Source organism: Thermogemmatispora aurantia (assembly GCF_008974285.1).
GTDB lineage: Bacteria > Chloroflexota > Ktedonobacteria > Ktedonobacterales > Ktedonobacteraceae > Thermogemmatispora > Thermogemmatispora aurantia.
On sequence record NZ_BKZV01000002.1, the window covers coordinates 323,577 to 347,665 of the forward strand.

At 59.9% G+C, this 24,089-nt stretch carries 20 protein-coding genes; 5 read left to right on the plus strand and 15 right to left on the minus strand.

From position 1 onward, the window contains the following. Positions 1-21 precede the first annotated feature (21 nt). The 11 genes from thiM to KTAU_RS08140 form a co-directional block, all read right to left on the minus strand. Positions 22-861: a hydroxyethylthiazole kinase gene (gene thiM / locus KTAU_RS08090; protein ID WP_151727902.1), complete on the minus strand. Its 840-nt coding sequence runs from the start codon at positions 859-861 to the stop codon at positions 22-24. Then, positions 858-1,679, minus strand: coding sequence for a bifunctional hydroxymethylpyrimidine kinase/phosphomethylpyrimidine kinase (gene thiD, locus KTAU_RS08095; protein WP_151727903.1), 822 nt, complete (start codon positions 1,677-1,679; stop codon positions 858-860). Before thiD ends, thiM begins: the two co-directional genes overlap by 4 nt. Positions 1,680-1,748: 69 nt before the next feature. Further along, positions 1,749-2,453, minus strand: a complete 705-nt coding sequence (gene tenA / locus KTAU_RS08100) for a thiaminase II (protein ID WP_228026359.1) — start codon at positions 2,451-2,453, stop codon at positions 1,749-1,751. 508 nt (positions 2,454-2,961) lie between these two features. After that, positions 2,962-3,306 (minus strand): phospholipase, encoded by a 345-nt coding sequence (locus KTAU_RS08105; protein ID WP_151727904.1) that lies wholly within the window; start codon positions 3,304-3,306, stop codon positions 2,962-2,964. Between the two features lie 216 nt (positions 3,307-3,522). Continuing rightward, positions 3,523-4,884 (minus strand): DUF4331 domain-containing protein, encoded by a 1,362-nt coding sequence (locus tag KTAU_RS08110; RefSeq protein ID WP_151727905.1) that lies wholly within the window; start codon positions 4,882-4,884, stop codon positions 3,523-3,525. 40 nt (positions 4,885-4,924) lie between these two features. Further along, entirely contained in the window at positions 4,925-5,233 is a 309-nt protein-coding gene (locus tag KTAU_RS08115; RefSeq protein ID WP_151727906.1) for a twin-arginine translocation signal domain-containing protein, read from the minus strand. A 362-nt stretch (positions 5,234-5,595) separates the two neighbouring features. Next, entirely contained in the window at positions 5,596-6,384 is a 789-nt protein-coding gene (locus tag KTAU_RS08120; RefSeq protein WP_151727907.1) for an SDR family NAD(P)-dependent oxidoreductase, read from the minus strand. 19 nt (positions 6,385-6,403) lie between these two features. Beyond that, a complete protein-coding gene (locus KTAU_RS08125) occupies positions 6,404-6,898 on the minus strand; it encodes a hypothetical protein (RefSeq protein ID WP_151727908.1) in 495 nt (164 codons plus the stop codon). Positions 6,899-6,958: 60 nt separating this feature from the next. Further along, complete coding sequence (locus KTAU_RS08130) at positions 6,959-7,561, minus strand: TetR/AcrR family transcriptional regulator (RefSeq protein ID WP_151727909.1); 603 nt, start codon at positions 7,559-7,561, stop codon at positions 6,959-6,961. 253 nt (positions 7,562-7,814) lie between these two features. Further along, positions 7,815-10,352, minus strand: coding sequence for a DNA gyrase/topoisomerase IV subunit A (locus KTAU_RS08135; RefSeq protein WP_151727910.1), 2,538 nt, complete (start codon positions 10,350-10,352; stop codon positions 7,815-7,817). 57 nt (positions 10,353-10,409) lie between these two features. After that, positions 10,410-12,467 (minus strand): DNA gyrase/topoisomerase IV subunit B, encoded by a 2,058-nt coding sequence (locus KTAU_RS08140; RefSeq protein WP_228026360.1) that lies wholly within the window; start codon positions 12,465-12,467, stop codon positions 10,410-10,412. A 476-nt stretch (positions 12,468-12,943) separates the two neighbouring features. Between KTAU_RS08140 and KTAU_RS08145 the strand changes: the two genes are divergently transcribed. The 3 genes from KTAU_RS08145 to KTAU_RS08155 all read left to right on the plus strand — a co-directional run bounded on the left by KTAU_RS08145 (position 12,944) and on the right by KTAU_RS08155 (position 16,551). Beyond that, positions 12,944-14,314 carry a helix-turn-helix domain-containing protein gene (locus KTAU_RS08145; protein WP_151727912.1) on the plus strand — a complete coding sequence of 457 codons (1,371 nt, stop codon included), beginning with the start codon at positions 12,944-12,946 and terminating at the stop codon, positions 14,312-14,314. A gap of 359 nt (positions 14,315-14,673) precedes the next feature. Beyond that, a complete protein-coding gene (locus KTAU_RS08150) occupies positions 14,674-15,429 on the plus strand; it encodes a zinc ribbon domain-containing protein (protein WP_151727913.1) in 756 nt (251 codons plus the stop codon). A 75-nt stretch (positions 15,430-15,504) separates the two neighbouring features. Further along, positions 15,505-16,551 (plus strand): YihY/virulence factor BrkB family protein, encoded by a 1,047-nt coding sequence (locus tag KTAU_RS08155; protein WP_151727914.1) that lies wholly within the window; start codon positions 15,505-15,507, stop codon positions 16,549-16,551. Here KTAU_RS08155 and KTAU_RS08160 read toward each other — a convergent pair. The 4 genes from KTAU_RS08160 to KTAU_RS08175 form a co-directional block, all read right to left on the minus strand. Next, a complete protein-coding gene (locus KTAU_RS08160; RefSeq protein WP_151727915.1) occupies positions 16,517-16,831 on the minus strand; it encodes a DUF3307 domain-containing protein in 315 nt (104 codons plus the stop codon). The two genes, KTAU_RS08155 and KTAU_RS08160, sit on opposite strands and share 35 nt — an antisense overlap. 114 nt (positions 16,832-16,945) lie before the next feature. After that, the gene (locus KTAU_RS08165) at positions 16,946-18,613 is read right to left on the minus strand and encodes an O-antigen ligase family protein (RefSeq protein ID WP_151727916.1); all 1,668 of its coding nucleotides are present in this window, start codon (positions 18,611-18,613) and stop codon (positions 16,946-16,948) included. Between the two features lie 563 nt (positions 18,614-19,176). Continuing rightward, entirely contained in the window at positions 19,177-20,049 is an 873-nt protein-coding gene (locus tag KTAU_RS08170) for an FTR1 family iron permease (protein ID WP_151727917.1), read from the minus strand. Positions 20,050-20,346: 297 nt separating this feature from the next. Then, positions 20,347-21,051 carry a metal-dependent transcriptional regulator gene (locus KTAU_RS08175; RefSeq protein ID WP_170293151.1) on the minus strand — a complete coding sequence of 235 codons (705 nt, stop codon included), beginning with the start codon at positions 21,049-21,051 and terminating at the stop codon, positions 20,347-20,349. 604 nt (positions 21,052-21,655) lie between these two features. On the opposite strand from KTAU_RS08175, the gene KTAU_RS08180 reads away from it, so the two are divergent. Beyond that, positions 21,656-22,393 carry a histidine phosphatase family protein gene (locus tag KTAU_RS08180; RefSeq protein WP_151727919.1) on the plus strand — a complete coding sequence of 246 codons (738 nt, stop codon included), beginning with the start codon at positions 21,656-21,658 and terminating at the stop codon, positions 22,391-22,393. Positions 22,394-22,981: 588 nt separating this feature from the next. Then, complete coding sequence (gene trpS / locus KTAU_RS08185) at positions 22,982-24,025, plus strand: tryptophan--tRNA ligase (RefSeq protein ID WP_151727920.1); 1,044 nt, start codon at positions 22,982-22,984, stop codon at positions 24,023-24,025. Positions 24,026-24,089 lie beyond the last annotated feature (64 nt).

The following is a 24,089-nucleotide window of genomic DNA, read 5'->3' on the forward strand; positions in this document are numbered from 1 at the left end:
CACAGGGCAATAGCTCCACCATCAGGCGATCACACTCACTTTCTGTCCACGACGGATGGTCTCCTCGTCAAGAGCGGCGATGGCATCGATCAGATGGGAGCGGAAGGTGCCGGGGCCAGCCGCCTTCTGGGCAGCCAGCTCGCCGGCCAGACCGAGGGTAACGAGAGCAGCGATGCTGGCCTTCCAGGCATCCGGCTCTACGGCGAGGAAGGCCGCCACCAGGGTAGTAGCCATGCAGCCACTGCCGGTAATGCTGGCCAGCAAGGGATGACCGTTCTCGACGTAGGCCAGGCGCCGGCCATCGCTGATGACGTCGCGCGCTCCAGTGATCGTTACACAGCAGCCGAACTGGCGCGCCGCCCGCTGGGCGACGCTTTCCCGCTCCTCAGACAGCGAGATCGACTCGACGCCGCGCGTTTCGCCCTCCACACCCAGCAAGGCTCCGATCTCGGAGGCGTTGCCGCGCAGAGCCGTGATGTGCAGCTCCCGCAGCAGGCGGAGAGCACTCTCGGTGCGCAGGCGTGTGGCCCCGGCCCCGACGGGATCGAGGACAATGGGGATCTGCCGCTCATTCGCTTGTCGGCCAGCCAGGAGCATGGCCTCGATCTGCTCAGGCACAAGGGTTCCGATGTTGAGCACCAGGGCGCTGGCGAGGCTGACCATCTCTTCCACCTCTTCGCGCGCATGGGCCATGACGGGCAAGGCCCCGATGGCAAGCGTTACGTTGGCCGTGTCGTTCATCACCACCATGTTGGTGATGTGGTGCACCAGGGGCTTGCGGGCGCGAATGATCCTCACCAGGGATGCCAGTCCTTCCAGCTTTTCCAAGCCAGTATTGCTGTCTTCTTGCTGCTGATTCATCGTGTCTGTGCCTCTTTGCTCTGCTTCCATTGCCAGAAGTGCTCGGTGGGTCCGTGACCGTGGCCGAGACCTGGGGCATGCCGGATGGCTTCGGTCACATAGCGCTTGGCCTCAGCCACAGCCTCAGCAACGGCAAGACCGCGCGCCAGAAAGGCGGCGATGGCCGCCGAGAAGGTGCAGCCGGTGCCGTGGGTATGACGGGTCTCGATGCGCTCGGCGCGCAATTCACTGAAACCGGTTCCGTCAAAGTAGACATCGATCGGGGCATCCAGACGGTGCCCGCCTTTGACAACTACGTGGCGCGCTCCGAGATCGTGGATAGCCCGGGCCGCCTCGCGCATCTCCTCCAGCGTCTCGATATGCCGTCCGGTCAGCATCTCAGCCTCCGGCAGGTTGGGCGTTACCACCTCCGCCAGAGGTAGCAGGACACCACGCAGGGCCGCGACCGCCTCGGGTCGCAGCAGCGGGTCTCCACTTTTGGCGGCCATCACTGGATCAACGACCAGCCGCAGTTGCCAGCGAGCGACGCTGCGGGCGACTGCTTCAATAATGGGAGCAGTAGCGAGCATGCCAGTCTTGGCAGCATCGGCTCCGATGTCTTCGAGCACCGCGTCGATCTGGGCCTCAACTAGCTCCGGAGGCAGTTCGAAAGCGGCCCGCACCCCCAGGGTGTTCTGGGCCGTGATGGCCGTGATGGCTGAGAGACCGTAGACCTCCAGGGCGGCGAAGGTCTTGAGATCGGCCTGAATGCCGGCCCCCGCGGACGAATCCGAGCCAGCGATAGTTAACGCCCGCGGGTGTCGCTGCTCTTCACTCATGCTCTTCCTCGCTCTTCTGTTAGCTCGATGACATTACCAGTGCCTGGCGATATTCTCTGCTCCTGGCACTCAGACCGGCCATTGCTCTTGTCGCCAGGCCATTTCCCAAAAGAGCCATTCATAGCAGGTGCTGATGCGAAAGATCTCGTAGAGACGGGCAATGGCTTCCGCTGGGAGGCGCTCAGCGTGCAGATCCAGACGCTCGCGCAGCCAGCGCCCCACGGCATCGAATTCGGGATCAGCATAGGTACGTAGCCAGTCGGCATAAGGATGATCAGGAGCAGGCGGCCTGTTGCCCGTGAGATGCGTGCCTACCTCGGCGTAGATCCAGGCACAGGGCAGCATGGAGGTGATGATCTCGGGAAGAGAGCCAGTGGTAGCGATCGTCAGAAGATGGCGGGTATAGGCGTAGTTGGTGGGCGCCATCGGCGTGGCGGCCATTTGTTCGGGTGTCAGCCCAAAACGTTCGCCATAACGACGGTGTAGATCCTGCTCGACCACGAGAGTGTTGAGCAGCAGACGACCAAATTGCTCGATCTCGGCATGATCCTCGCTCCGTGTTGCCGCATAGGCGAAACATTTCGCCAGCACGTCCAGAAAGAGGGCATCTTGCCGGATATAGAACTCGAAATTGGCGCGCGGCAGGGAGCCGTCGCCAAGAGCGACAACAAAGGGATGTTGCAACTGGCGCTGCCACAGGGGCAGAACACTCTCGCGCAGACGGGCGGAGAGATTGCCGTCTGCAGATGTGGCTGGCATTTCAGTGGCAGACATGACGACCTGACCTCCACAAAGCGGATCAAGCGCGGGGAGAGCGTTCAGGCCAGGAATCGCCGATTGCGGGATGAATGAAGGGGAAGCAGAAAACTATGACAGCTGCTGACGAGGCCACAGTTTTCGCAATCACCCGCGTTCCCTTCGCTGGCATTACCCAGATCAGGTTGGTTCAGGGTCCCCCACACACTCCGGTGGTGTTCTCAGCCTGGCTGCACCAAGCTCCCCTAGCGAGTACAGCGGCGCTACACGACGGGACGATCGATCACTTCAAACGTGACTGCAGCGCCTGTTTCTCCTGCCTGCGCTCCGCACCTGCTAGCTGGCTGAGGCCGACCAGGTCTTTTGCCTGAGGAGATAGGAGGAGAGGGTAATCGCCGCAGCGCCGATCCGATCGTCCTGACGCTTCCATCGCCAATTATAGCCAACGTGCAGTGAAAGTGCAATGCCGTGCAATGCCGCCTCGTGGTTGCAGCGGTTGCAGAGCGCCCGGCCTCTTATGCTGGCTTCAGTGGCCTGTGCCCGCCTGTTGAGGCCGTCGCCAATCGACTTCGTTGACGCAGCCTCCCTTGATGACTACTGTGCCAGCCGCCTGGCCATCGAGGTTCCACAAGGTATAGACGCCGGCAGGCAGAGCTGCAAAAACGGCAGCGAAGAGTTGCTTGCCATTGAAATGTCGCTCCAATACTGCCGTGTGGGTGCGTCGCTGCGGCTCTTGCACGGGACTCACCTCGATCTCTTTGCCACGCAGCTCGGGGTCGGTATACAGGAGCAAGGCCCCGATCTCGCCCCCAATCTCCAGCACTACCGGCTCGCTGTGGACACGCTCAAAAAACGAGTGACTTTCCTCCATCTCTTCTTACCTTACCTCCCATCCTGGCCTCTCTGGGCCTGTCACTATGCTTGCTTGTTGTACTGCTCTATAGCCTGGCAGGGCAGGCGACCAACCTGTGTCCCCAGACTGCATGCACGATCTTGGCCGGCTGGCCGCTTGGCAATTCAGGCAGCCAGCCGGGTGTGGCACCTGGCAGACGACCAAGGCCTAGCTCGGACTGGACCGTCCTGCCCTTCAGCTCGCTGGCACCTCAAAGCCGCTCTTGGGCGTGGCTAAGTAAGGAAAGTGCTTGAGGTAATTGGTGCGAGGGGAAACACCGCCCGTGAGCTTAGAGACAGCCGCATCGGGCATATAGTGGTGATCGATGAGCGGATAGGTGGCTCCGGCCACAGCCCGCAGCTCGATGGTCACCACGTCGTCGAAGACACGCCGCCCGTTGGGGAAGCCAGCCAGGTCTCCACCCAGAAGGCCGAAGACGTTCGGCTTACTGGCGGGTGGAATGGCTACGTTCAGCCGCAGCAGGTCAGCAGGCTTCGAGCCGGTAAAGTTCTGGAAGCCGTCAATGAGGCCGGCGGGGATTCCCGTGAGCAGAATGGCAACCAGGTCAGCGCGCGGCGCCGTCAGGGCCTGCAGGTGGGGGAAAACTCCGGGGTAGAGTACAGGCAGCAGGCGCGCTACTTCGGGATGCTCGACATATTGGACGAAGGCAGCGTCATCTTTGGGAGCCAGGCGATTCCAGAGGTTCTTCTTGCCTAGCGGGACAATGACCTCGTTGAAGAGAGGGTTGCCCAGGCGTGAGACCTGCACCCAAGGCCCCGTATGGGCAGGCTCCTGCTCATGGTCGTGCAGGGTCACCTTCTGGCGGCTGGCTGAAGCCCAAACCCCGATGACCGAGCGCGGATTTTTGTGATCGGTAGCGGCATAGCCCTCACGCGTCAGGCTGGATTTGGGCACCTGCAGGGCGATACTGTGAACATTGAGATCTTTGGTAGCATCAACCCCCGGCTGTGGAGGCCGCGGGAAGAGATGCAGATTCTGTAACGGGCGAATGTCGAGCAGATCGAAAATAGCCCCCAGGTCCACGTAGAAACCTTCATTGCGCTGACCAGCGAAGACCTGACCGCCGCCCGGCAGCTGATGAATAGCTGCTTTGGCCAGTTCCTCATAGTTGGGTGTTGAGAGCGGTCCAATGTTGCAAGGCGGACAGGCCAGATGCCGCCCCAGCACTTTGCTGGTACCGTCCTCTTCGAGGCGCGTCACTGTGTAGAACTGACGCCGGTTCCAGTTAGGGCTGTCGAGCGCAGTGATCGGTCCAGTATTGTAGAGAAAGGTATCGGGGTTGCGTACCTCCGTCTCAAAGCGAAATTGATAGGTAATATCGGCCAGGGCGTCGCCGTCGTTGTCGATGTGGATCTCGTAGAGGACATCATCGCCAAATTCGTAAAAGTTAGGGCCTCCGGCTGGCTCCTGGAGCGGAATGTAGTTGGCGATCAGGGTAACTGTCTCCGGCCTGTCTGGGCTGACAAAGGCATAGACGTCGGTGTTGTCAGCAACCGGATCTTTGGCAATCTCTGGAGCTTCGCGATGTGATGACATTGACCTTACCTCTCCTTCCCCTGCCACATGCAGGCGATGATCATGGTCGTGCAACCCTCTTGAGGAGGTGAGCAACCAGACGTGGATCGCGATAGGTGATTTCGCGTGTGCCGGTGAGAATGCTAACTTCTCCTGTGCTACGTTGACGCACATGCAGCACCAGAGGCTCGTCGTTCACTGGGGTGGATGCCAGGTCGGCATACGTCATCCGCCCCACGCCTGCAGTACTTGCCCCTGTTGGCTGGGCTTCAACCGGCTTCGCCACAGCAAAAGCCCCCACCAGGGCGCTTCCGGTGGCCACGCCGACGGAGGTTCGCTTGAGGAAACTGCGCCTTGTCATTCGTGGCATGATTCTATCTCCTCGTTTCGCCTTGATAATCCGTTTAGCTCGACCACATATCACCTGATCCTCATGACTCGCTACTGCCGTGAGGATCAGGGAGATCTCTTGATAACCGCTTCGCCAGTGAAGCCGTCCGGTCTTTACCCCCAGTATAGTGAGGCGCAGAATTCATCTCCGTCAAGCAAGGGCCTTTTACGAGTGCTGCAAGACTCACCAAGAAGAGCAAGCCAGGCCACGGGCTTTCAAACTGCCTCACACCTTCAGCAGAGCGGAGATCGAGCGAGTCGCTGACAGGTCAGCGCAGGCCATTTGCTTCTCGTCAGCCCAGGCGGCGCCAAAGCGTTTACAGCGAAGCTGGTGCCCACCAGCTAGAGCGGCATGCCGGCACAGAGGCGTTCGCTGAGGGCTGGCAGCCAGCGCTCCAGGAGGAATAGCAGGCGCAGCGGCATAGTGACAGCCCGCTGCCGCTGGCCGGCGGCGATCGCCCGCAGCAGCAACTCAGCACAACGCCCGGCCCTCATCTTTTGTCCCTGTTCATGCCAGCGCGGCAGACGCTCAGGCGGCAGCTGCTGACCAGCCCTCGTCGCCGTTGGTCCCGGGTAGAGAGTCAGCAGGCGCAGACCGCTGCGCCAACACTCGCGACGTAGCCCGGTCATCAGGGCATCGCCAGCCGCCTTGCTGGCCGCATAAACACTCGCCCAGGGAAAGGCTAGACGCGCCATCGGCGAGGAGACCCAGACAATCGTACCCTTCTCCTTCTGCTTATCCATCAGCGGCAGAAGTTGCTGGACCAGAAAAAAGAGGCCGTAGAAATTGGTGGCCATCATCTCCTCTAGCTCTTTGCCGTCAATGCTTGTCAGCGGCCCGAGATATTCGATGCCGGCACAATAGATGGCGAGGTCAATGCGCTCCACGCGCCCCCAGGCCCAGGCCAACAGGTGCCCGACCTGCAGACGATCGCGCACGTCAGTGGGGCAGACCAGGAGCTGCGGGGACTGCCCTGTTTCAGATACCAGCATAGCCAGACGCTCCGGTGAACGCGCCGCAGCGATCACCCGCGCGCCAGCAGCCAGTAGCTGATGCACCAGGGCCGCGCCAATCCCGCCAGTGGCTCCCACGACCAGCACCACCTTACCTTGAAAGCTTGAGCCTCCCATAGCGATTCTCCTTTATCACTTAACGGCCAGACGCCTGCAGCAGCGGCCAAGCCAGTAAGCCAACAGAGAGCAGTAACGTTCCCATAGAGAGCAGCACCAGCTCACGTCGCTCACGTACCCCGATAGCGCTCCCGCCTTCGCCGGCAGTCCTTCCCTCGCGCTGCTCCCTTTGAAGCCAGTGCAGGCGACGGTCGATCCAGAGCTTGCGCAGGAGCGCGAGGGTACAGAGGGCCGCCAGGCCGCTCAGCAGCAGTGGCTCCGGCTCCCCGCGACCACTCAGTAGAGCCTGCCAGGCAAAAAGCCCGAGGAGCAGCAGCGCAGACAGCAAAGCCAGATAGTTGAAACGCTCCCACACCTGCAGGCGTAAGCGATCGGTCAGATCGACTTCCAGCGCTGAGCCGGCCTCTCTCAGCGCTTGCAGCAGAGGTGGACGTACGCAGGTGGCCATGACCAGACTTCCACCTGCCAGAACAGCCAGCAGCAGCCGCTCACAGAGGAGCGTCCAGAGCATCATCGCAACATCTCGTTAACTTTGTTAACAAAGAGAACTAAGTTCACCATACTTCAAAAAAAATTAGGATGAGGGAGCCTGTTTCCAGGCGCGCAGCAGATCGTGCACTGCCCGTTTCAGAAGCAACTGAGCGCGAGGTGGGCCACCGTAGATCAGGAAAGCAAGCGCGAGACTTACCAAGCCATGCAGAGTGGCCCAGAGGATATCGACGGCGTCATCCAGATCGCGCAGGGCCACGGCGTGGGCCTCGCTCCAGCTTGCCAGAGCCGACCGCACCAGGGCAAAGGTGGCCTTAGCCTCCTTAATATCATGCAGCCCCTGATGCAGGCTAAACATCAACTCATAGAGCGTCTGATTGCGCCAGACGAAACTCCAGTAGGCAGAGGCAATCCGGAGTAGTCGCTCCCCGGGGTCCTCCTCCTCAGCAGCGGCCTGGCGCAGCTCCTCCAACAAGCGCGCGAAGCCCTGCACCAGCAGCGTTTCGAGAATGGCCTCCTTATCTTCGAAGTACTTATAGAGCGCGGAGGGACTATACTCGATGCGCTCAGCCACTCGACGCATGGTGACAGCCTGCCAGCCCTCTTGGGCGGCAATCATCAGAGCCGCCTCCAGAATTGCCTGCCGCGTGGCCTCGCGTTCGCGCTCCCGCCGCTCTTTGCTGCCCACACTGTGCCTCCCCTTTCGGCTTTCTCCTCTCCAAAGAGAGTAAACTAAGTTCACCAAAAAGTCAAGTGTTCTCTGAAAAAGAGGGCCCCGCCGGGCATTGCCCCAGGGAAGCGGCACAGCCAAGCCCGCAGAGGCAATGTCTGGCGTCAAGGCCAGGATCCAGTAACACCGGCCTAAGCGCAGTGCCGCTCCCCTCTTCACGCGGGGGAGGCAAGCCCCTGATCCTGGCCTTGCCTTCGCCAGCCTGGCAGCTTCAGCTGTCGAGAGTACGCGGCAACAAGACTGCAGCCAGGAGACGGCCCTCAACCAGGCGCTGTGCAGCTCCAGTGCGGCCCAGCAAGGGGATCTCTTGAGCGTACAGCACCAGTGTCTGCTCGCCTTTGCTCGCACCCTCTGGGCGCCAGATGAAGAGTAGCTGATCCGTGGGCTGGACCAGCAGCGTCGTCAGCAGGTGATCACCCGGAACAAGCGTCAGGCTGCTCACGCCAGCCGTTGCCCGCCCACGCAAGGGCAGATCCTCCACAGGTACTCGCTTAGCATAGCCCTGTTCGCTCAGGACCAGCAAAGCCGCGGTCGAAGCGGCCACACTGTCAGCTTGCTCACTCTGCCGGGCCTCCTCTGCTGGCAGCTCTTGCGGTTGTCCCAGATAGCAGGCGCTCACCAGGCGAGAGCCGGCAGCCAGGGTCATGGCCATCACTCCCTGACCAGCGCGGCCTTGGACGCGCAGGCTCTCATCGGCAAAGCGCAGGGTCTGGCCGCTCTCGCTACTCACCAGATACTCGCCACCCGCCCTGACCACCAGGGCCACTGCCACCGCGTCACCCTCCGCCAGCTTCATATCTTGCAAGCCTTCCTCATCCACCGTGCGATACTCGCTCAGCGGCGACTTCTTCACCTTCCCCTGGCGGCTGAAGGTCACCAGATAGCGATCCTCCTCGTGCGCCTCCAGCGTGAAGAGCGCCACTGGCTCCTCATCAGGATTGAGCGCCAGCAAGCGAGCCAGCGGCTCACCACGGGCCGAGCGCGTCGCCTGTGGCAGGCGAAAAGCCGGCAGTTGGAAGACGCGCCCGCTGGAAGCGACGCAGAGCACAGCATCCTGAGAGTAGCCTGCCAGGATCTGACGCAGCTGTTCGTCGCCACGTACCGGCCCATAGCGCTCCGTCGAACGCGATCCATAGGCGCCAGGCGGCAGGGTCTTAACCGTGGCCGCCCGCGTCAGCACCAGCGTCAGAGGCGTTCGCTCATACAGTGGCAACACCTCGCGCACCGGCTCATCGACGCGCGCCTGGGCATCAATGACCGTGCGGCGCGCATCGCCGAAGCGGCGGATCAACTGCTGCATCTCTTTCTTGAGCAGCGTCACCAGCGCCCGCCGATCGCTCAAGAGATGCTCCAGCTCAGCCACCCGCGTCAGCAGCTCCTCGCGTTCACGGGCATACTTCTGGGCGTCCAGGCGCGTCACCTGAGAGAGCGTCATCCCAGCGATAACTTCCGACTGAGCTGCCGTCAGTTTGTAGCGCTCCTCGATGGCCCGGCGCGCCTCCGCGCGGTCCTCCGCCTGCTGAAAGAGACGCACGATCTCCTGAGCGTTGGCCGCTCCTATAATCAGCCCCTCCAAAACGTGCAAGCGCTCGCGAGCCTTGCGCAGCTGAAACTGTGCGCGGCGCGTCAGCACATCCACCTGATGGGCATTCCAATAGTTGAGCAGCTCCAGCATACCCACCTGGCGCGGCTGGCGAGCCGGCTGCATTGGTTCCCCGAAGAGAAAGACCATTTGGAAGGAGAGCGAGACTTGCAGATCGGTCTCCTGATACAACTGCGTCAGTACGCGCGCCGGATCGGCATCTTTTCGCAGGTCGAGGACAATGCGCGTGCCCTTCTCGGCGTCGCTCTCATCGCGCACATCCGGCAGCAGCCCCTCAACGCGCCCCGCATTGATGGCCTCAGCAATGGAGACCTTCACCCGATCGCGCCCCACAGGAGGAATCTGCACGATGACCAGTGAGCGACTGCGCGGCGTCTCCTCAAGTCGCACCTCAGCGCGGATCACAATGCGACCCTTGCCTGTGGTAAAGTAGTCGCGAATGCCATCGAGGCCGATGACGCGCCCACCTTGAGGAAAGTCCGGCCCCTGGATGATGCTCATCAGCTGCTCAACGCTCATCTCGGGCTGATCGAGCAGAGCGATACAGGCCCGCAAGACCTCAGCCAGGTTATGGGGTGGAATATTGGTCGCCAGGCCGACGGCGATGCCGCTGGAGGGATTAATCACGGGCGGCAGGCGCCCGGGCAAATAATCTGGCTCCAGGACCTTCGGGTCCTGCTTATAGGTCGGGTGCAGGGGCACTGTCTCACATTCCAGATCGGCCATCAGCGCCTCGGCCAGTGGCGAGAGACGCATCTCTGTATAGCGATAGGCGGCGGGCGCATCGCCATCCTCGCTGCCCATATTGCCCTGGCCTTCGATCAAAGGGTAGCGCATGGTAAAAGGCTGAGCCAGGCGCACAGCGGCCTCATAGACCGAGGCGTCGCCGTGAGGATGGTAGTTGCCCAGAATCAGCCCTACCACCTCGGCGCTCTTCACTGTGGGACGATCGGAGCGATAGCCGGCCTCGTGCATCCCTGTCAGAATACGGCGTTGCACCGGCTTGAGGCCATCGCGGGCATCCGGCAGGGCCCGATCGGTTACCACCGACAGCCCATAAGTGGCGAAGGCGCGCGCCAGTAGCACCGCAAAATCTTCTTCCCGAATCGTTCCCTGCTCAACCGAACGATCAGACATGCGTGCCATTCGTCTACCTATCCTTTGCTCTGTCTCCGTCATCAATCGGTCCCTGTCTTCCTACCGCTAGACATCGATCTCTCTGATCTTGCGCGCGTGCTCAGCCAGAAAGCTGCGGCGGGCCTCTGCATTGCGATCCTCCATCAGCTCGGCCACCAGCTTCGAGGCCAGAACCGCATCTTCTAGCGTCACTCGCTTGAGGGTGCGCTGAGCCGGATCGAAGGTCGTATCGCGCAATTCCTGGGGATTCATCTCCCCCAGTCCCTTATAGCGCTTGAACTCCAGGCCCTGAGCATCAGGATGGGTGGCCAGAAACTGCTGCCGCGCCTCGTCGTCCAGCAGCCAGATAACACGCCCCTTATAGCGCACCGAATAGAGCGGTGGGCAGGCGATGTAGACATGACCACGCTCGATCAGCTCGCTAAACTCCTGGTGGAAGAGGGTCAGCAACAGACACTGAATATGGAGGCCGTCGACATCGGCGTCGGTGGCGATGATGATGCGCTGGAAGCGCAGCCTGCTGATATCGAAGGCGTCACGGGTGCCCGTGCCAAGGACATTAATGATCGTGCGGATCTCCTCGTTGCGCAGAATGCGCTCCAGATCGGCCTTGGCCACATTCAAGGGCTTTCCTTTCAGCTTGAGCACCGCCTGGTACTCCGAGAAGCGCCCCTGGCCAGCGCTGCCTCCGGCAGAGTCGCCTTCGACAATAAAGAGTTCAGCCCGCGCCGGATCATTGGTATTGCACTTCAGAAACTTGCGCGAGAGCGAGGTGTCGATGAGTTCACCACTCTTCTTCTCGCCACTGCGCGCCAGCTCCTCGACCAACTGCGCCTCGTTACGGGCTTTCTGCATTTGCTGGATCTTTTTGATCCATTCTTTACCGGCAGCGGGATTGCGCTCAAACCACTCTTTGAGTCCCTCATCGACGATCGAGCGCACGATACCCTCAACCGGGGCATTGTTGAGGCGATCCTTGGTCTGGCCCTGAAACTGTGGGTTGCTCAGCTTGACCGAGATGGCGGCGTTGAGGCCCTGCTGAATGACCTCGGGGCGGAAGCCCTCCTTGTCACGGCTCTTGATGATTCCCCACTTGAGGGCGTAGTCATGCACAACGCGCGTCAGGGCTGCCTTGAAGCCAGTCTCATGGACGCCGCCGTCACGCGTGCGCACGGCGTTGGCATAGCTGAACAGGGCCGTTTTGAAGCCAGTGGTAGGCTGCAGAGCAACTTCCACCTGGACACCATCGCGCTCGCCGGCAATGGCGATCACCTGCTTGAAGAGCGGCTGGCCACCCGCAGCGCCACCGGCGGCCAGGTCGCGCACATAATCGGGCAGACCCTCGCGCGAATAAAAGAGATGCTGCACCTGCTGCCCACTGGACTCGTCCCAGAGATCGAGATGGAAAGCCACCCCCCGATTGAGATAGGCGGCAGCCTTGAGCCGGCTCTGCACCGCCTCGGGAGCATAGTAGGCATCTGCATCGAAGATGCTCCGGTCATAGAGCCAGCAGAGCTGCGTCCCATGCAAGCTTGGATCACAAGGGGTAATCTCATGCGGCAGAGCAAGGCCGCGCTGGAAGCGCTGGCGGAACTGCTGTCCGTTGCGCCAGATGGTCAATTCTAGCTCTTCGGAGAGGGCATTAATCACCGTCGCACCGACCCCGTGCAGGCCACCAGCGGTCTTGTAGGCCCCTTCGGAGAATTTACCGCCCGAGTGCGGCACGGTCATGATGACGGTCGCCGCCGGCAGCGTCCGCCCCTGATAGGTCATGGGATCAAAAGGCATGCCGCGCCCCTCATCGCGCACCGTCACCCGGCCATCACGCTCGATACGTACCCAGATGTGGCGGCCATAGCCAGCCACGGCCTCATCGACAGCGTTATCAAGGGCCTCCCAGAGCAGATGCAACAGTCCAGAGGTCGAGGTTGAGCCAATATACATGCCAGGCCGATGGCGAATAGCTGTTAGCCCCTCCAGTACCTGGATATTGGCAGCCGAGTAGCCAGTCAGATCGGGGCCGGCTGAGCCTTCCCTGCTCCTTCCCCTGCCCCGTCCACGGCGCTCCCCATCCTGAAACTCTCCCTCCTGCTCTTCGACCTGCCCCGCCCGCGCGCGCAACACTGGTTGCCGCTCCTCTTTGACTTCTGCGCTAACTGTACCTACTGAAAAAAGCGAAAGTTGTCCGTCTATTCCTACAGGTTCCCCTGTAGGAACAGCGCTAGCCCGGGGGGAACGAGTCATCTGAGAAAGTTCCTCTCTTGCCTTTGCTGTTCTTGCCGAGACAGGATACAGCCTTGTTCGGGGAAAGTCAAGGGGGTTTTGGACCAAAAGTTCTAATCTCCGTTCCGGCTCATAGCCCTCTTCCCGGCACCAGACCAGAAGAGGAGAAGGGCGAGCTGTATCGGGCAGCAGCGGGGAAAGCAACCAGCACGGTCAGCAGGTTGATTGAAATTTTGACCATCATTGATTATAATCGTTTTACATTTAAAAGGGTGTCGCATTATGCCTGGTCACTCCACGCCAAGCGAGCCGCCCTGGACTGAGGGCGGCAGCACCGAGCATAGTGAGACTGACTACGGGAAGGACGGAAGGAACGTATGGCACGTCCAGCCAAGCGAGTATCTCCTGACACGCTAGGAGGGCGTATCCGCGCAGCACGGCAGAGCCTACGCCTCTCGCTGGCGGATGTCGCTGACGGTCGCTACAGCACTAGCTTGATCTCGCAGATCGAGCGCAACCGTGTCGAGCCTTCGCCGGAGAGCCTGCGCTTCCTGGCCGAGCGGCTGAATCTGCCTCTGGACGATCTGATGGTCCTGGTCCAGCAGCAGCGCGAGTCGGAGGCCGAGGCCAATCGCTACAAGGAAAACGAGGAAAAGTTGAATCACGCTCTCCGCTTGCTAGAGAGCAAACATGTGAAAGCAGCGCTGGACCTGGTTACGACCATTAATATCGAGCATGCTCCTCCTTCGCTGCGCTGGAGGCTCTACGCTTTGAAGGGACAATGCTTCTTTAGCATGCGGGAGTTTGTGAAGGCTCAGCGGCAATTCTTCCAGGCCGCCGCTTTGCGGCCCGAGCGAGTACCAACCGAGCAAATATACGAGGCAACCTTGCTGCATCTGCATCTGGCCGCGACTTGCCGCGAGCTAGGTCATCTCGATCTGGCCAACGATCACTATGAGACGGTGCTGAAGCTGATGCAACCAGAAACCCCCATTCACTATGTGGCTGAAGCCCACTGGGGGCTCGCTCTGGTCTCGTTCGAGCGCGCCGATAGCCATCGCGATGATGAGCAGTGGGCCGTCGAGTCCGAGCAGTTGAAGTATCGTGCGCTCCGCCACGCTGAGAACGCTCGCACACTTTATCGCTCGATCGGGGATGAGATCAACGAGAGCTTGCTGAGCTGCGAAATCGCCCTGATCTACCAGGGCCTGGGCCGTTTAGATGAGGCCCGCGCCTGTTTGCGTGAGGTTTTAGAGAAGTGGCAGCCGCAAGTGGCCGCTGCGGTGCCCGTCGGGAAAAATACTCTGGAGGAGCGCCGCCAGAAGCGCGAGGCTAATGTGGTGGCGGCGGCAGCAGCTTATCTCGCTAGCATTGAGCTGCAATGTCAGCAGTACGAGCTGGCGCTGGAGTACGTTCGTCAGGCCCACGAGGCGGCGCGCAAAAGCTATACGCTGCGCCGCGCAGAAGCCTATCTGATCGAGGGCCAGATCCTTGAGGCAATGGAGCAAGAGCGAGGGACAGCGCCTGGCGGCCAGTCCGGGGCGGAGCGGGCTTTCCGTGCCGCTATCGAGGAGCTGAAACCTACCCATCGTATGGCGGCCCTGATCCATGCTCATGATTTGCTGGGACGCCATTTGTTAAAGCGCGGCAGGATCAAGGAGGGTGAGTACGAGCTTGATGTAGCGCGGGCGCTGGCTCAGACACGCCGTCAATGGCAGGAACCGCTGGCGATCACCGATGAGCTGTGAGCGTCTTGACTCGCCAGGATGAGACTCATCGGCGCCACTCCAGATCGGGCTAGACTAGGCCGGCAGCGCTCTCTCGATCCGCCCTACGCTTCCCTTGCTGGTTCGCCTGGCAGTGACTGGCGCAACTTCCTGCCATCGCTAGGCGTAGATTCTGTAGCAAGGCTCACCACCGGGCGGGGCTGATGAGGAGAGCGATAGAGCCTCTTCCTTTACTAGCGCTATCAGGCGGCCCGGCTGGCGGCCCGGACCGCGTTCCGTGATGAGCAAGCATCGCTCAAGAGAAGGCAGGAGCAGACGGTGGGTAAGCAGCAAGCAGTCTGCACTCCTGACTCTGGCGTGCGTATCGAGGGGAGGATCATATGCTGAAGCCTGTGACTGGACATTACGAATGCCAGCATCGTGCGCTGCCGGTGCCGGGGTTGGATGCTTTAACCGGGCGAGTCGACCGCTTGACGCTGCTACCGAATGGGCGCTTCGTCCTGCTTACACAGGAGCACTCGCGCCTGGCTCAGGCCGCTCAGAGCTTCTTGACTGGCACAGGCGCCGGCTCAGGATCTGCTGTGAGCCCGCCGCCAGCGGAGGCGCGGCGCGAGGGTCAGTATGTCTGCCAGGAGCGTCGGCTGCTGCTGCACTTCGATGATGGGAGCTACCTGGAGGGCCAGTTTGCCTGGAATGGTGAGGGAATACAGCTCGGACAGGATTTCTTCCAGAAGGTTTCTGACAACACGTTTTTCCCTCCTCCACAGCGTCTCAAGCAGGAGATGGAGGAGCTGGCTAAGGGGCTAAAGGTAGCCGCCACACTCGGGAACCTGGCAGTGAAGGCCGCTCGCGCTTTACAAAGCACGCAAACGAACAGCGCTGGTCAGCGCCCTTTATCCTCGTCACCCTCGCCGACGGCAATGGGGCCGTCTGCTGCGCCTTCCGCTTCTCCAGTTCAGCCCCCCGCTGCACCAACTCCAGCACCTCCGACTAGCCCAGGCACGTTTTCCCTTTCCACCACTGATGACCGGAACCAGGCGGCAGCTGGCAGCGAGACCTTTTTCTGCGATCAATGTGGGGCCCGCGTGCGCCCAGGCAAGCGCTATTGTGGGCAGTGCGGCGCGCTCCTGCCCTGACTCGATCTGCGCTCTTGAAACAGAGAGGGCCTTTCTGGCGTGAATAGACTGGGAGCTTTTTGCTGGAGTTTGTAGATGACGATGACAACGGAAGATGTCTCTGAAGGGATGCAGCAGCAGCGTACGAACCCAAGAGCCTCCAGCCATGCCAGATTGGAGAAGATCGTGCAACGTGCTCAGGCTTTTTTCGTCAAGTTCAATAATGACTGGGTCATGAATCTGGCAGCAGCTCTGGCCTTCAACCTGCTGACCGCAATGGCTCCGCTGGCCGTGGCACTGCTGGCCCTCCCGGGCCTGTTGCTGGGCAAGGCCGAGGTCCGCATGTACCTCAGCCAGGTCATTCTCTCAATCTTTCCGCGGATGACGGCTTCGCCCGAGCTGATCGATGCCCTGCTGCGTCAGCTCAATCGTGTCTCCGGTCCCCTGGGCATTGTCTCTGTCCTGATTGCCCTCTTCACTGGCTCACGCCTCTTCGTCCTGCTGGAAGGCTGTTTCGGCATTATCTACCGACGGCGTCCGCGTGCCCTGTTGCAGCAGAACCTGATGGCTCTGGGCATGCTCCTGCTCTTCGCCGTGCTGACCCCGCTGATGGTCCTGGCGGCTAGCTTGCCGGCCCTGGTCATCGCCTTCCTGAAGCAGACCCCGCTTGGCCAGATACCTGGCAGCGGCTTCGCCTTCAGCCTGGGTAGTCTGCTTGCTGGCCTGGCTATCTCCTGGGTGTTCTTTCTGACGATCTATACCTTTGTACCTAATCGACGCATTCGCTGGCGCTCAACCTGGCGCGGTGCCTTGCTCGCTGCCGTGCTGACCCAGATCTATCTGTCTCTTTTCTCCCTCTATGCTGCTCACTTTCTGAATGGCCTGGGTGGCCAGATTGGCTTCGCAATCATCCTGGTGACCTTCTTCTACTACTTCGCGGTGATTCTCTTGTTGGGCGCCGAGGTCAACGCTTTCTTTGGCGAGAAGATTCGCTCATCCCCCGCCGACCTGGTGACGCTGGTAGCCACCAGCTTCAGCAATGAGACCACCGCCTCTGCAGAGCCGGCTACGGCCCCTGCTCCGCCGACGGGGCTGATCTCATCAGGGGCTAGAGACCCAAAAGAACAATCAGGGCAATTGTGATCAGATGCAAGAGCTGGTCAACCCAGATGGAGGTAATCACCTGGTAGCGCGCCTTGAGAGCATCAACGATCAGGTGGGTGGTGAAGAGGATAACAATTGCCAACATTGAGGGATGGGCAAAGAGGATGAAGACCGCCGTGTAAGTGGCGCAGTGATAGAAGGTGACTTCCCAGCTCTTGCCTTTCTCCACTGCCATCCAGGTGCTCTGGAAAGCGAAGTCGCCGACAAAATGGCAGGCCAGCCAGATGAGGAGCGTCGATAACAGGCTAGTGACGGCCATCGGCCATCCCCTCCGAACTCAGCTAGAGCAACGGTGCTCGCTTTTTCGAACTAGCCTAGCGTCGGAGGGGATGACCACACTATGACCTGGCTCGCAGTCTGAGAGTGAACTGGCTTACATTGCTCGCACCGAGGCGCTTTGGCTCCGCCAGGGCGTTTTTGACAGCACACGTATCAGGAGGAGGGCCAGTATCAGTATCCAGAAGCAGAAGGCCAGATCCTGCTCCAGCACCGAGCTATCGACCATTCCCTGGATGAGGGCAGCAACCATCGCCCCGCCAATGCTCAGTGTGCCCCAGACCAACCAGGGATCAGCCTCGGCCTGACGATAGAGGTGCGCAAGAATTCGGAAGAGCAGCCAGAAGAAGAGAATCAGCGCCGCCAGGAAGGCCAGCAGGCCCACAATGCCAATGCTGACCCAGATCTGCAGGAAAATATTATGCGGATGGGAGAGATCCGGCTCGGAACGCAAGCCGGTGGGCCGATGCGTCTGTGGGTCTGTTGTGATCCAGTAATGGTAGAGATTCGTGGTATGGCAGACATTGTTCAGGCTGTAATGACAGAGCCAGTTGTCGAGACCATAGCCCACAATAGGGCTGTCCTTGATCATGTGGAGAGCGCTCTCCCACAGGTAGATGCGTTTGGTCAGGGTGCCAATGCCCTGAGCATTGGCATGACGCTCCAACAGATAGCTGCTGATGTTGCTATGGAAGCAGAGGAGTCCAAGCCCTATCAGGAGTACCAGGCCCAGCCCACAGATCAGCAAGAGCTGGCGATCAGCAATTGCGCAGGCGATGAGGAAGATCACTGCTCCAACGCAGGCGGCCCAGGCACCACCCGAGCGCGTGAGATAGAGGACAAAGATCAGCGGCAGACAGAGAGCAAGAGCCAGCAGGCGACAACGCCAGGAGGCCAGGAAGCCCCCATTGGCCATGCGCGGCATGAGTATCAGCGCTAACCCCAGCGGCAGGGTGTAGTCGAAAAGCAGCCCTACGCTGTTGGCACTGCCATAGACAGTGTTGATGCGCGGTAGATCGCTGAGGCTGGCACCGTGGGCCAGCATATCAAAGTATTGCCCAATTCCGAGGAGGGCAATCAGGAAGCCGGTGGCGAAGAGCGCTAGCAGCAGTCTCACCAGGTCCTGGCGCGTGCGCAGGCAGGCGAGGGCCAGCAGGAGATAGACTAGAGGATCAAGGACTTCTTCGCGGAAGGCCCGGAGAGCTACTGTACGGTTATAGGCGATGACGACGGAAAAGGCCGAGGCCCCCAGAAAGAGCAGGATCGGCCACAGCAAGGGGCCCAGACGCGCCCGCAGCTCGGACCAGCTCAGCCAGTAGGGCCAGCGTTGCCGCCGCACCAGTGCCTGTATCAAGACTACAGCCACACAACTCCAGAGGCTAATCTCTGCCGCACTAAAGCTATAATGGCTTACCACTGTCTTCTGCAGTAAATAGAAGGGCAGGCTCAGCGGCAGGAGCGCAACGGCTATGGCTGGACGATACCAGCAGAGGATCATAAAGATCAACAGGAAAGGCAACGTTGCGAGCGGGGGGAGATGGAAGAATGGCCCTGATCCCAGATGGGTATTGCCCGCACAATAGTAGAGGGCCATTGAGAGCACCAGACCAGCCTCTAGAAGACGATCAAGCCAGAAAGGCGATGGAGTATGGCGACCGGGAGCGCTGGAAGTGGAAGAGCTTGCACCAGGCCCCCCTGGCCCAGTCAGCTTTTCTCGCTGGGTTCCGATCTCCGGCCCGTTGGAAGGAAGTACTTTTTCGTTCATTTTTAGACAAAACCTTCTCTATATTTCGGGTTTTGCTTGCTCCCCATAGCTATACATCGATAAAACGGGCACATTCGTCGCACTTTGACCAACTGCACTGGTCGGGAGCACAAGAGTAAGGTAGCAAAGAGGTACCCCCACTGCTCGCCTGCTCGCTTCTGGCAGACAGGGCAGGAACAGGGCAGCGGGTCTAACGTCTCCCATTGTAGCATATGCCTGCCGAAAAGCAGCCGCCTACGCTAAGAATAGCCGACTCGGGTAGGCACGATCTCAGTCAGTGCAAGGCGGAGGAGAGGAGGCGCGCAAAGAGGGTGGCCACAGACACAGCGAGAACCCGGCCAGCCTGAGCGATCGGCGAGAAGACCAGGGCCTCCGTCCTCTCTCCCTCTCGTTTACCACCATCGGTGGGTGGCAGCCAGGATCAAGGACGGAGGCGCCCAATTTCAACAAACGTTAAGCGGACGACTGCTGTCTCTTACCCCATCACAAAGGGGTCTCTCCCTCGGGATCTTAGAGAGCAGTCCCGGCGCCTTCGCACTGCAGGTGGGCTGCTCCCTTATTGCTCAATGCGAGGCGCCCTTAGTAGCAGCTTCGGCAGGCAGAGTCTGCGACGACTGAGCCGGGGGCAGCGGTACAGGTTTGCGCGTCAGACGCCAGAAGAGCGTCCCGAAGATGAGCAGGAAGGCCACATAGACGCCGGCCCGCAACAGTGTTGGCGCATCACTGTAACCAAGCAAGCCGTGCAGCAAGCTACCTACCGTGCTCTCTTCGCTCAGCCAGCCGCTGCTATCCCAGAGCACCGTCGTCCCAAATGGTAACCAATGCAGCTCCTCTTGCATGGTCTGGACGGCATTGCCCAGCAGACCAGCGGCGAAAAAGAGCAAGAGCAAGCCCATGACTCGGAAAAAGCGACGGTAGTCGAGGCGGTAACCCAGACGATAGATCAGGAAGCAGAGAGCCACCGCGAGCAGCAGGCCAATCAGCGCCCCCAGCATCAATAGCGGGGCCTCATGCGTTTGAAGAGCGAAGGCCAGGGTAAAGAAAGCCGTCTCCAATCCCTCACGGCCAACCGAGGTGAAAGCCAGCAGCCCCAAAGCCAACCCCGAGCTGGCCATGCTGGCTTTTGTCATCATCTCACGTTTCAAGGTACGGCTATGCTGCTGCATCCAGAAGGTCATCGAGGTTAGCAGCACCACCGCCACCAGGTAGGTCACGGTCTCAAAGACCGCCTCGAACCAGGTGCCATCGTAGATACGGACCGTGACATATAAGGCCAGTGCGGCGAGAAAAGAGCACAAGACGGCCAGCGCAACCCCGATCCAGACCGCGCGCGCCTGGCGCATCAGCTGCAACTGGCGCAGAGCCGCCAAGAGGATGCTCACAATCAGGCTGGCCTCCAGCCCCTCACGTAGATAGAGAATTGCAGTCGCCAGCATCGAACAGTACTTTCTCCACTTTCCGCTGACAGCACAGCGGCCTAGTACATGCTCTTCCTTTCCCTTCCACTATGCTACCAAATCCGAGCGTTCCACTCAGATATGAACCTACTCAGATGATAGCACCCGCGGCAAGCGACGGTCAAGGGATGAGTCTGCTCGCTGCTCTCGTTCGCTCCTCTCCCGATCACGCCACCGGGCAAGGTTGCCAGCCGCTCTCCGCTCCGCCCTCCCCCAACCCTGCTTAGGGTTGGGGGCCACCTGGCTGGCTCGTCGGCAGACGAACCGGGGCCACGCTTAGCGCGTGACCCAGATCTTGGGCGCGATCGATTTCATGATAGTCACCTCACGCCCATCGACCAAGAGCACAACGCTCTCCTCGCTATCATCAGGGTTGAGCTTACGCCCCTGGGAAACTACAGTCAGACGCGTGCCCGGCGTCAGCCCGCGCTGATGGAGATAGAGGATCAGGGCCGATTCATCCTCGACCACTTCCGAAATGAGGAGGATCGTCGCCGTCTCGCCCGGCGCCAGGGCGGAGAGCCGCACGGCTCCGCAGTCGCTGAGATAGGTCCGCGCGTTGGGCACAAGACCAGGGATGGGATTGCCATGCGGGCAGGTGGTTGGTTGCTTGAGGTTGAGAATAACTTGCTCCTCAAATTTGCCCGAGATGACGTGCTCCAGACGGCAGGCTTCTTCATGGACCTGATGCCATTCCATACCTAGAAGATCGACAAGGAAGCGCTCAGCAAGCCGATGACGTCGCAGCACGGACTCAGCGATCTGATAACCGGCTTCGGTGAGACGTACCTGCCGCCTGCTGTCCATTTCTACATATCCATCACGGACAAGCCGCTTAAGCGTCTCAGTAACAGTTGGAGGGGCAACGCCAAATTTTTGGGCCAATCTTGCGCCAATGACCGTTTCCCCCTCCATACTCATGTTATAGATTGTCTCCAGGTATTCCTCGACAGTCTGACTCACTGATTCTGCGGTCTTCATGATCCTTCTGTTCCCTTTGCTGCTGGCCAAAACTCGTACAAATGGCGATACTACCCCACAGCAGTATAGCATATCAAGCAGGCGCTGCCAAATCAGCGTCTGCCTTCTTGCCGGGAGACGGTCTGGGCCGTCTCCCTCTACCAAACCGCCAGTCGCCCTACAGAGTATGCGCTAGTTGCCTTGACCTTTCTACATTTTCTACCGTTCACCCTGTCATTTTACTTTTTACGACATTTTCTACATAATTTCCAGGGAAGATCTGCAGACATTTTTCTGTCTATCAGAACTGTTCTGAATGCTGCATAGATCAGCTCACCATACACGCGGTCCTGGCCAGACGAGGATAGAGCCTGAGCAGCTCAGCTACCCACTATCTATCAGGATAGAATGGCAGAGGAGCCGATGCTCTTGCTCGTTGCCCAGAGTGGCCTGGAGGTCCTGGCACAGCCTCAACTGCTGACTTTTGGACAGCGGCCTGTCTCATGTGGTACGATGGAAGTGAGAGTCGCCTCCGCTGCCCAGCCCTCCCACGGTGACTGACGCGGCAGGCAGACTCATCCGCGGTTCTTGTACCCTGTGAGGAGATTTTTACTAAAAGGAGCGAATGAGTAGTAGCACAGTATTAACTAATACGGTCTATCTTGTACGTCACGGAGAGAACCCTGCCAATCTCACCAAGGAATTTTCCTATCGCCTTGTCGACTATCCCCTGAATGCCAAAGGTCTGCTTCAAGCCCGGCAGACCGCCGATTTTTTTCGAGGTCAGCCCATCGACGCGATCTACGCCTCACCGCTGAGGCGCGCACACCAGACCGCCGAGATCATTGCCGAGGCCTTGGCCTTGCCCGTAACCCTGTTAGAAGAATTCCGCGAGATCAACGTTGGCGATCTTGAGCGCCGCCCCCCAACTGTCGAGCACTGGAAGCTCCATGACCAGATCATTGCCGATTGGTATAGTGGCAACTACCTGACGCGCTTTCCCGAGGGGGAGAACTTTCTGGAGCTACTGCAGCGCATCCGTCAGGGCTTGCGCCAGGTTATTGCCGGCCAGAGCGGACGCCGCATCATTATCGTCGGGCACGGCGGCATCTTCACAGTGCTGGTCAAGTCTCTCTGCTATAATGCAGACCGCGCGCCAATCTATCACGGGGCGATGGATAACTGTGCGATTACGGAAATTGAGCTGCACGCCTTTGAGGAGGTGCTCGTCGGCAATCTGCACCTCTGGGCCAGCACCGCTCACCTCTCTGGCCAGGCTGCCGAGCTGGTTCCCGGACAGCTCCAGTACTCTGAGAAGCCCTGCGTATCGCCCGTCGCCGACAGCCTTTCCGCCTCCTCTTGACAGAGTCTTACCCGGTCATCTATACTCTTACCTAGGTACTAAGGCGATAACAACGAGACACGATCAGCGACGAGCAGGAAGAGTATACGACTGCGCTGCGCGCCAGAGAGTCGGGAACGGTGGAAACCGATGCTGCAGCGGTCGTAGAATGGGCCTGTGAGCTGGAGTGCGAACCTCTCCAACGCTAAGCAAGCAGAAGAGAGTAGTAGCTGGCTCCCGGAGCGTCCCCCGTTATCGAGGACAGGGTATCAGAGCGTACCCGGCAATGAGGGACCTTGTCCGCCGCACACCGGCCTTCCTGTAGACTACAGGTCATCCGGCAAGGCGACAATGGCGACCGCTTGTGCGCTCTCCAGGCTCCTGGAGAGAGGTCTATACATGGCGGAAGCCAGGGTCTAAAGAAGGGTGGCACCACGAAAGCTTCACGCTTCTCGTCCCTGTGACGAGAAGCGTTTTTTTATTGATTCGCTCCCGTTTCACTCAGCACGCTCTGAGCCAGACCACGGGCCTCATTCCTGCCTCTGTAAGACACCACAGGGGCGGGCAGTTGTGCTAGCCAGGATGTTGGCCCCACTGGAGGTCTTTCCTATGACGACGATTGGCCATGATCAACAGGTACAGACGAGTAGCAGTAGCGCACCGCCGCTGAAGAAGCGCACCTTCTCTGGTATCCAACCAAGCGGCGATATCCATCTAGGCAACTACCTGGGGGCGATCCGCAATTGGGTGCGCACACAGACAGAATACGATAACATTTACTGCATTGTCGATCTCCATGCGATTACGTTGCCTATCGATCCACAGGAGCTGCACCAGAATATCCGCAGGCTGGCCGCCATTTATCTGGCCTGTGGTCTCGACACGCGCTACTGTAAGCTTTTTGTGCAGTCGCATGTGCGCCAGCACGCCGAGGCCAGCTGGATTCTGGGCTGCTTCACGCCGATGGGGTGGCTGAATCGCATGACCCAGTTCAAGGCTAAGGCCGGCGAGAATCAGGAGACAGTCGGGGCGGGTATCTATATGTACCCGGTCCTGATGGCCTGCGATATTCTGCTCTATCAGACGCATCTGGTGCCTGTCGGCGAAGACCAGCGCCAGCATCTGGAGCTGACGCGCGATCTGGCACAGCGTTTCAACCATCTCTACCAGCAAGAGGTGTTTACGATCCCGGAGCCGCTCATCCGTGAGGTGGGGGCCCGCATTATGTCGCTCACCGACCCGACCCAGAAGATGAGCAAGACCAACCCTAACCCTAACTCGCGGATTAATCTGCTCGATGATCCGAAGACTATCAAGCAGAAGATTGCCCGGGCGACGACAGATTCGCTGCGCCTGATCCGCTTCGATCCCGAACGGCCTGGGATCAATAATCTGCTGACGATCTATGAGGCGCTGACGGAGCGATCGCGCCAGGAGATCGAGGCCGAGTTTGAGGGCAAAGGCTATGGCGAGCTGAAGGCGCGCCTGACAGAGGTTGTGGTGGCTACGCTGGAGCCAATTCAACGCCGCTACCAGGAGTATATGCGCGATCCGGCAGAGCTGGAGGCGATCTTGCGCGCAGGGGCCGACGCGGTACGTCCGATTGCCGAGGCGACTTTGCAGCGCATGAAGGATGTGATCGGCCTCGGCTAGCCCGGCTCAGGTTCCAAGCTCAGACTGGAAGCGCCGCCGAGGCGTGCCGAGGAAGAAGGAGAAA

Bases quoted from the DNA above. Each gene is read 5' to 3' on its own strand.
- thiM (WP_151727902.1), bottom strand. From the start codon at position 861: ATGAATCAGCAGCAAGAAGACAGCAATACTGGCTTGGAAAAGCTGGAA.
- thiD (WP_151727903.1), bottom strand. From the start codon at position 1,679: ATGAGTGAAGAGCAGCGACACCCGCGGGCGTTAACTATCGCTGGCTCG.
- KTAU_RS08180 (WP_151727919.1), top strand. From the start codon at position 21,656: ATGAGTAGTAGCACAGTATTAACTAATACGGTCTATCTTGTACGTCAC.
- KTAU_RS08155 (WP_151727914.1), top strand. From the start codon at position 15,505: ATGACGATGACAACGGAAGATGTCTCTGAAGGGATGCAGCAGCAGCGT.
- KTAU_RS08145 (WP_151727912.1), top strand. From the start codon at position 12,944: ATGGCACGTCCAGCCAAGCGAGTATCTCCTGACACGCTAGGAGGGCGT.
- KTAU_RS08115 (WP_151727906.1), bottom strand. From the start codon at position 5,233: ATGCCACGAATGACAAGGCGCAGTTTCCTCAAGCGAACCTCCGTCGGC.
- KTAU_RS08135 (WP_151727910.1), bottom strand. From the start codon at position 10,352: ATGGCACGCATGTCTGATCGTTCGGTTGAGCAGGGAACGATTCGGGAA.
- trpS (WP_151727920.1), top strand. From the start codon at position 22,982: ATGACGACGATTGGCCATGATCAACAGGTACAGACGAGTAGCAGTAGC.
- KTAU_RS08125 (WP_151727908.1), bottom strand. From the start codon at position 6,898: ATGATGCTCTGGACGCTCCTCTGTGAGCGGCTGCTGCTGGCTGTTCTG.
- KTAU_RS08120 (WP_151727907.1), bottom strand. From the start codon at position 6,384: ATGGGAGGCTCAAGCTTTCAAGGTAAGGTGGTGCTGGTCGTGGGAGCC.
- KTAU_RS08170 (WP_151727917.1), bottom strand. From the start codon at position 20,049: ATGCTGGCGACTGCAATTCTCTATCTACGTGAGGGGCTGGAGGCCAGC.
- KTAU_RS08105 (WP_151727904.1), bottom strand. From the start codon at position 3,306: ATGGAGGAAAGTCACTCGTTTTTTGAGCGTGTCCACAGCGAGCCGGTA.
- tenA (WP_228026359.1), bottom strand. From the start codon at position 2,453: ATGTCTGCCACTGAAATGCCAGCCACATCTGCAGACGGCAATCTCTCC.
- KTAU_RS08110 (WP_151727905.1), bottom strand. From the start codon at position 4,884: ATGTCATCACATCGCGAAGCTCCAGAGATTGCCAAAGATCCGGTTGCT.
- KTAU_RS08160 (WP_151727915.1), bottom strand. From the start codon at position 16,831: ATGGCCGTCACTAGCCTGTTATCGACGCTCCTCATCTGGCTGGCCTGC.
- KTAU_RS08175 (WP_170293151.1), bottom strand. From the start codon at position 21,051: ATGAAGACCGCAGAATCAGTGAGTCAGACTGTCGAGGAATACCTGGAG.
- KTAU_RS08150 (WP_151727913.1), top strand. From the start codon at position 14,674: ATGCTGAAGCCTGTGACTGGACATTACGAATGCCAGCATCGTGCGCTG.
- KTAU_RS08165 (WP_151727916.1), bottom strand. From the start codon at position 18,613: ATGAACGAAAAAGTACTTCCTTCCAACGGGCCGGAGATCGGAACCCAG.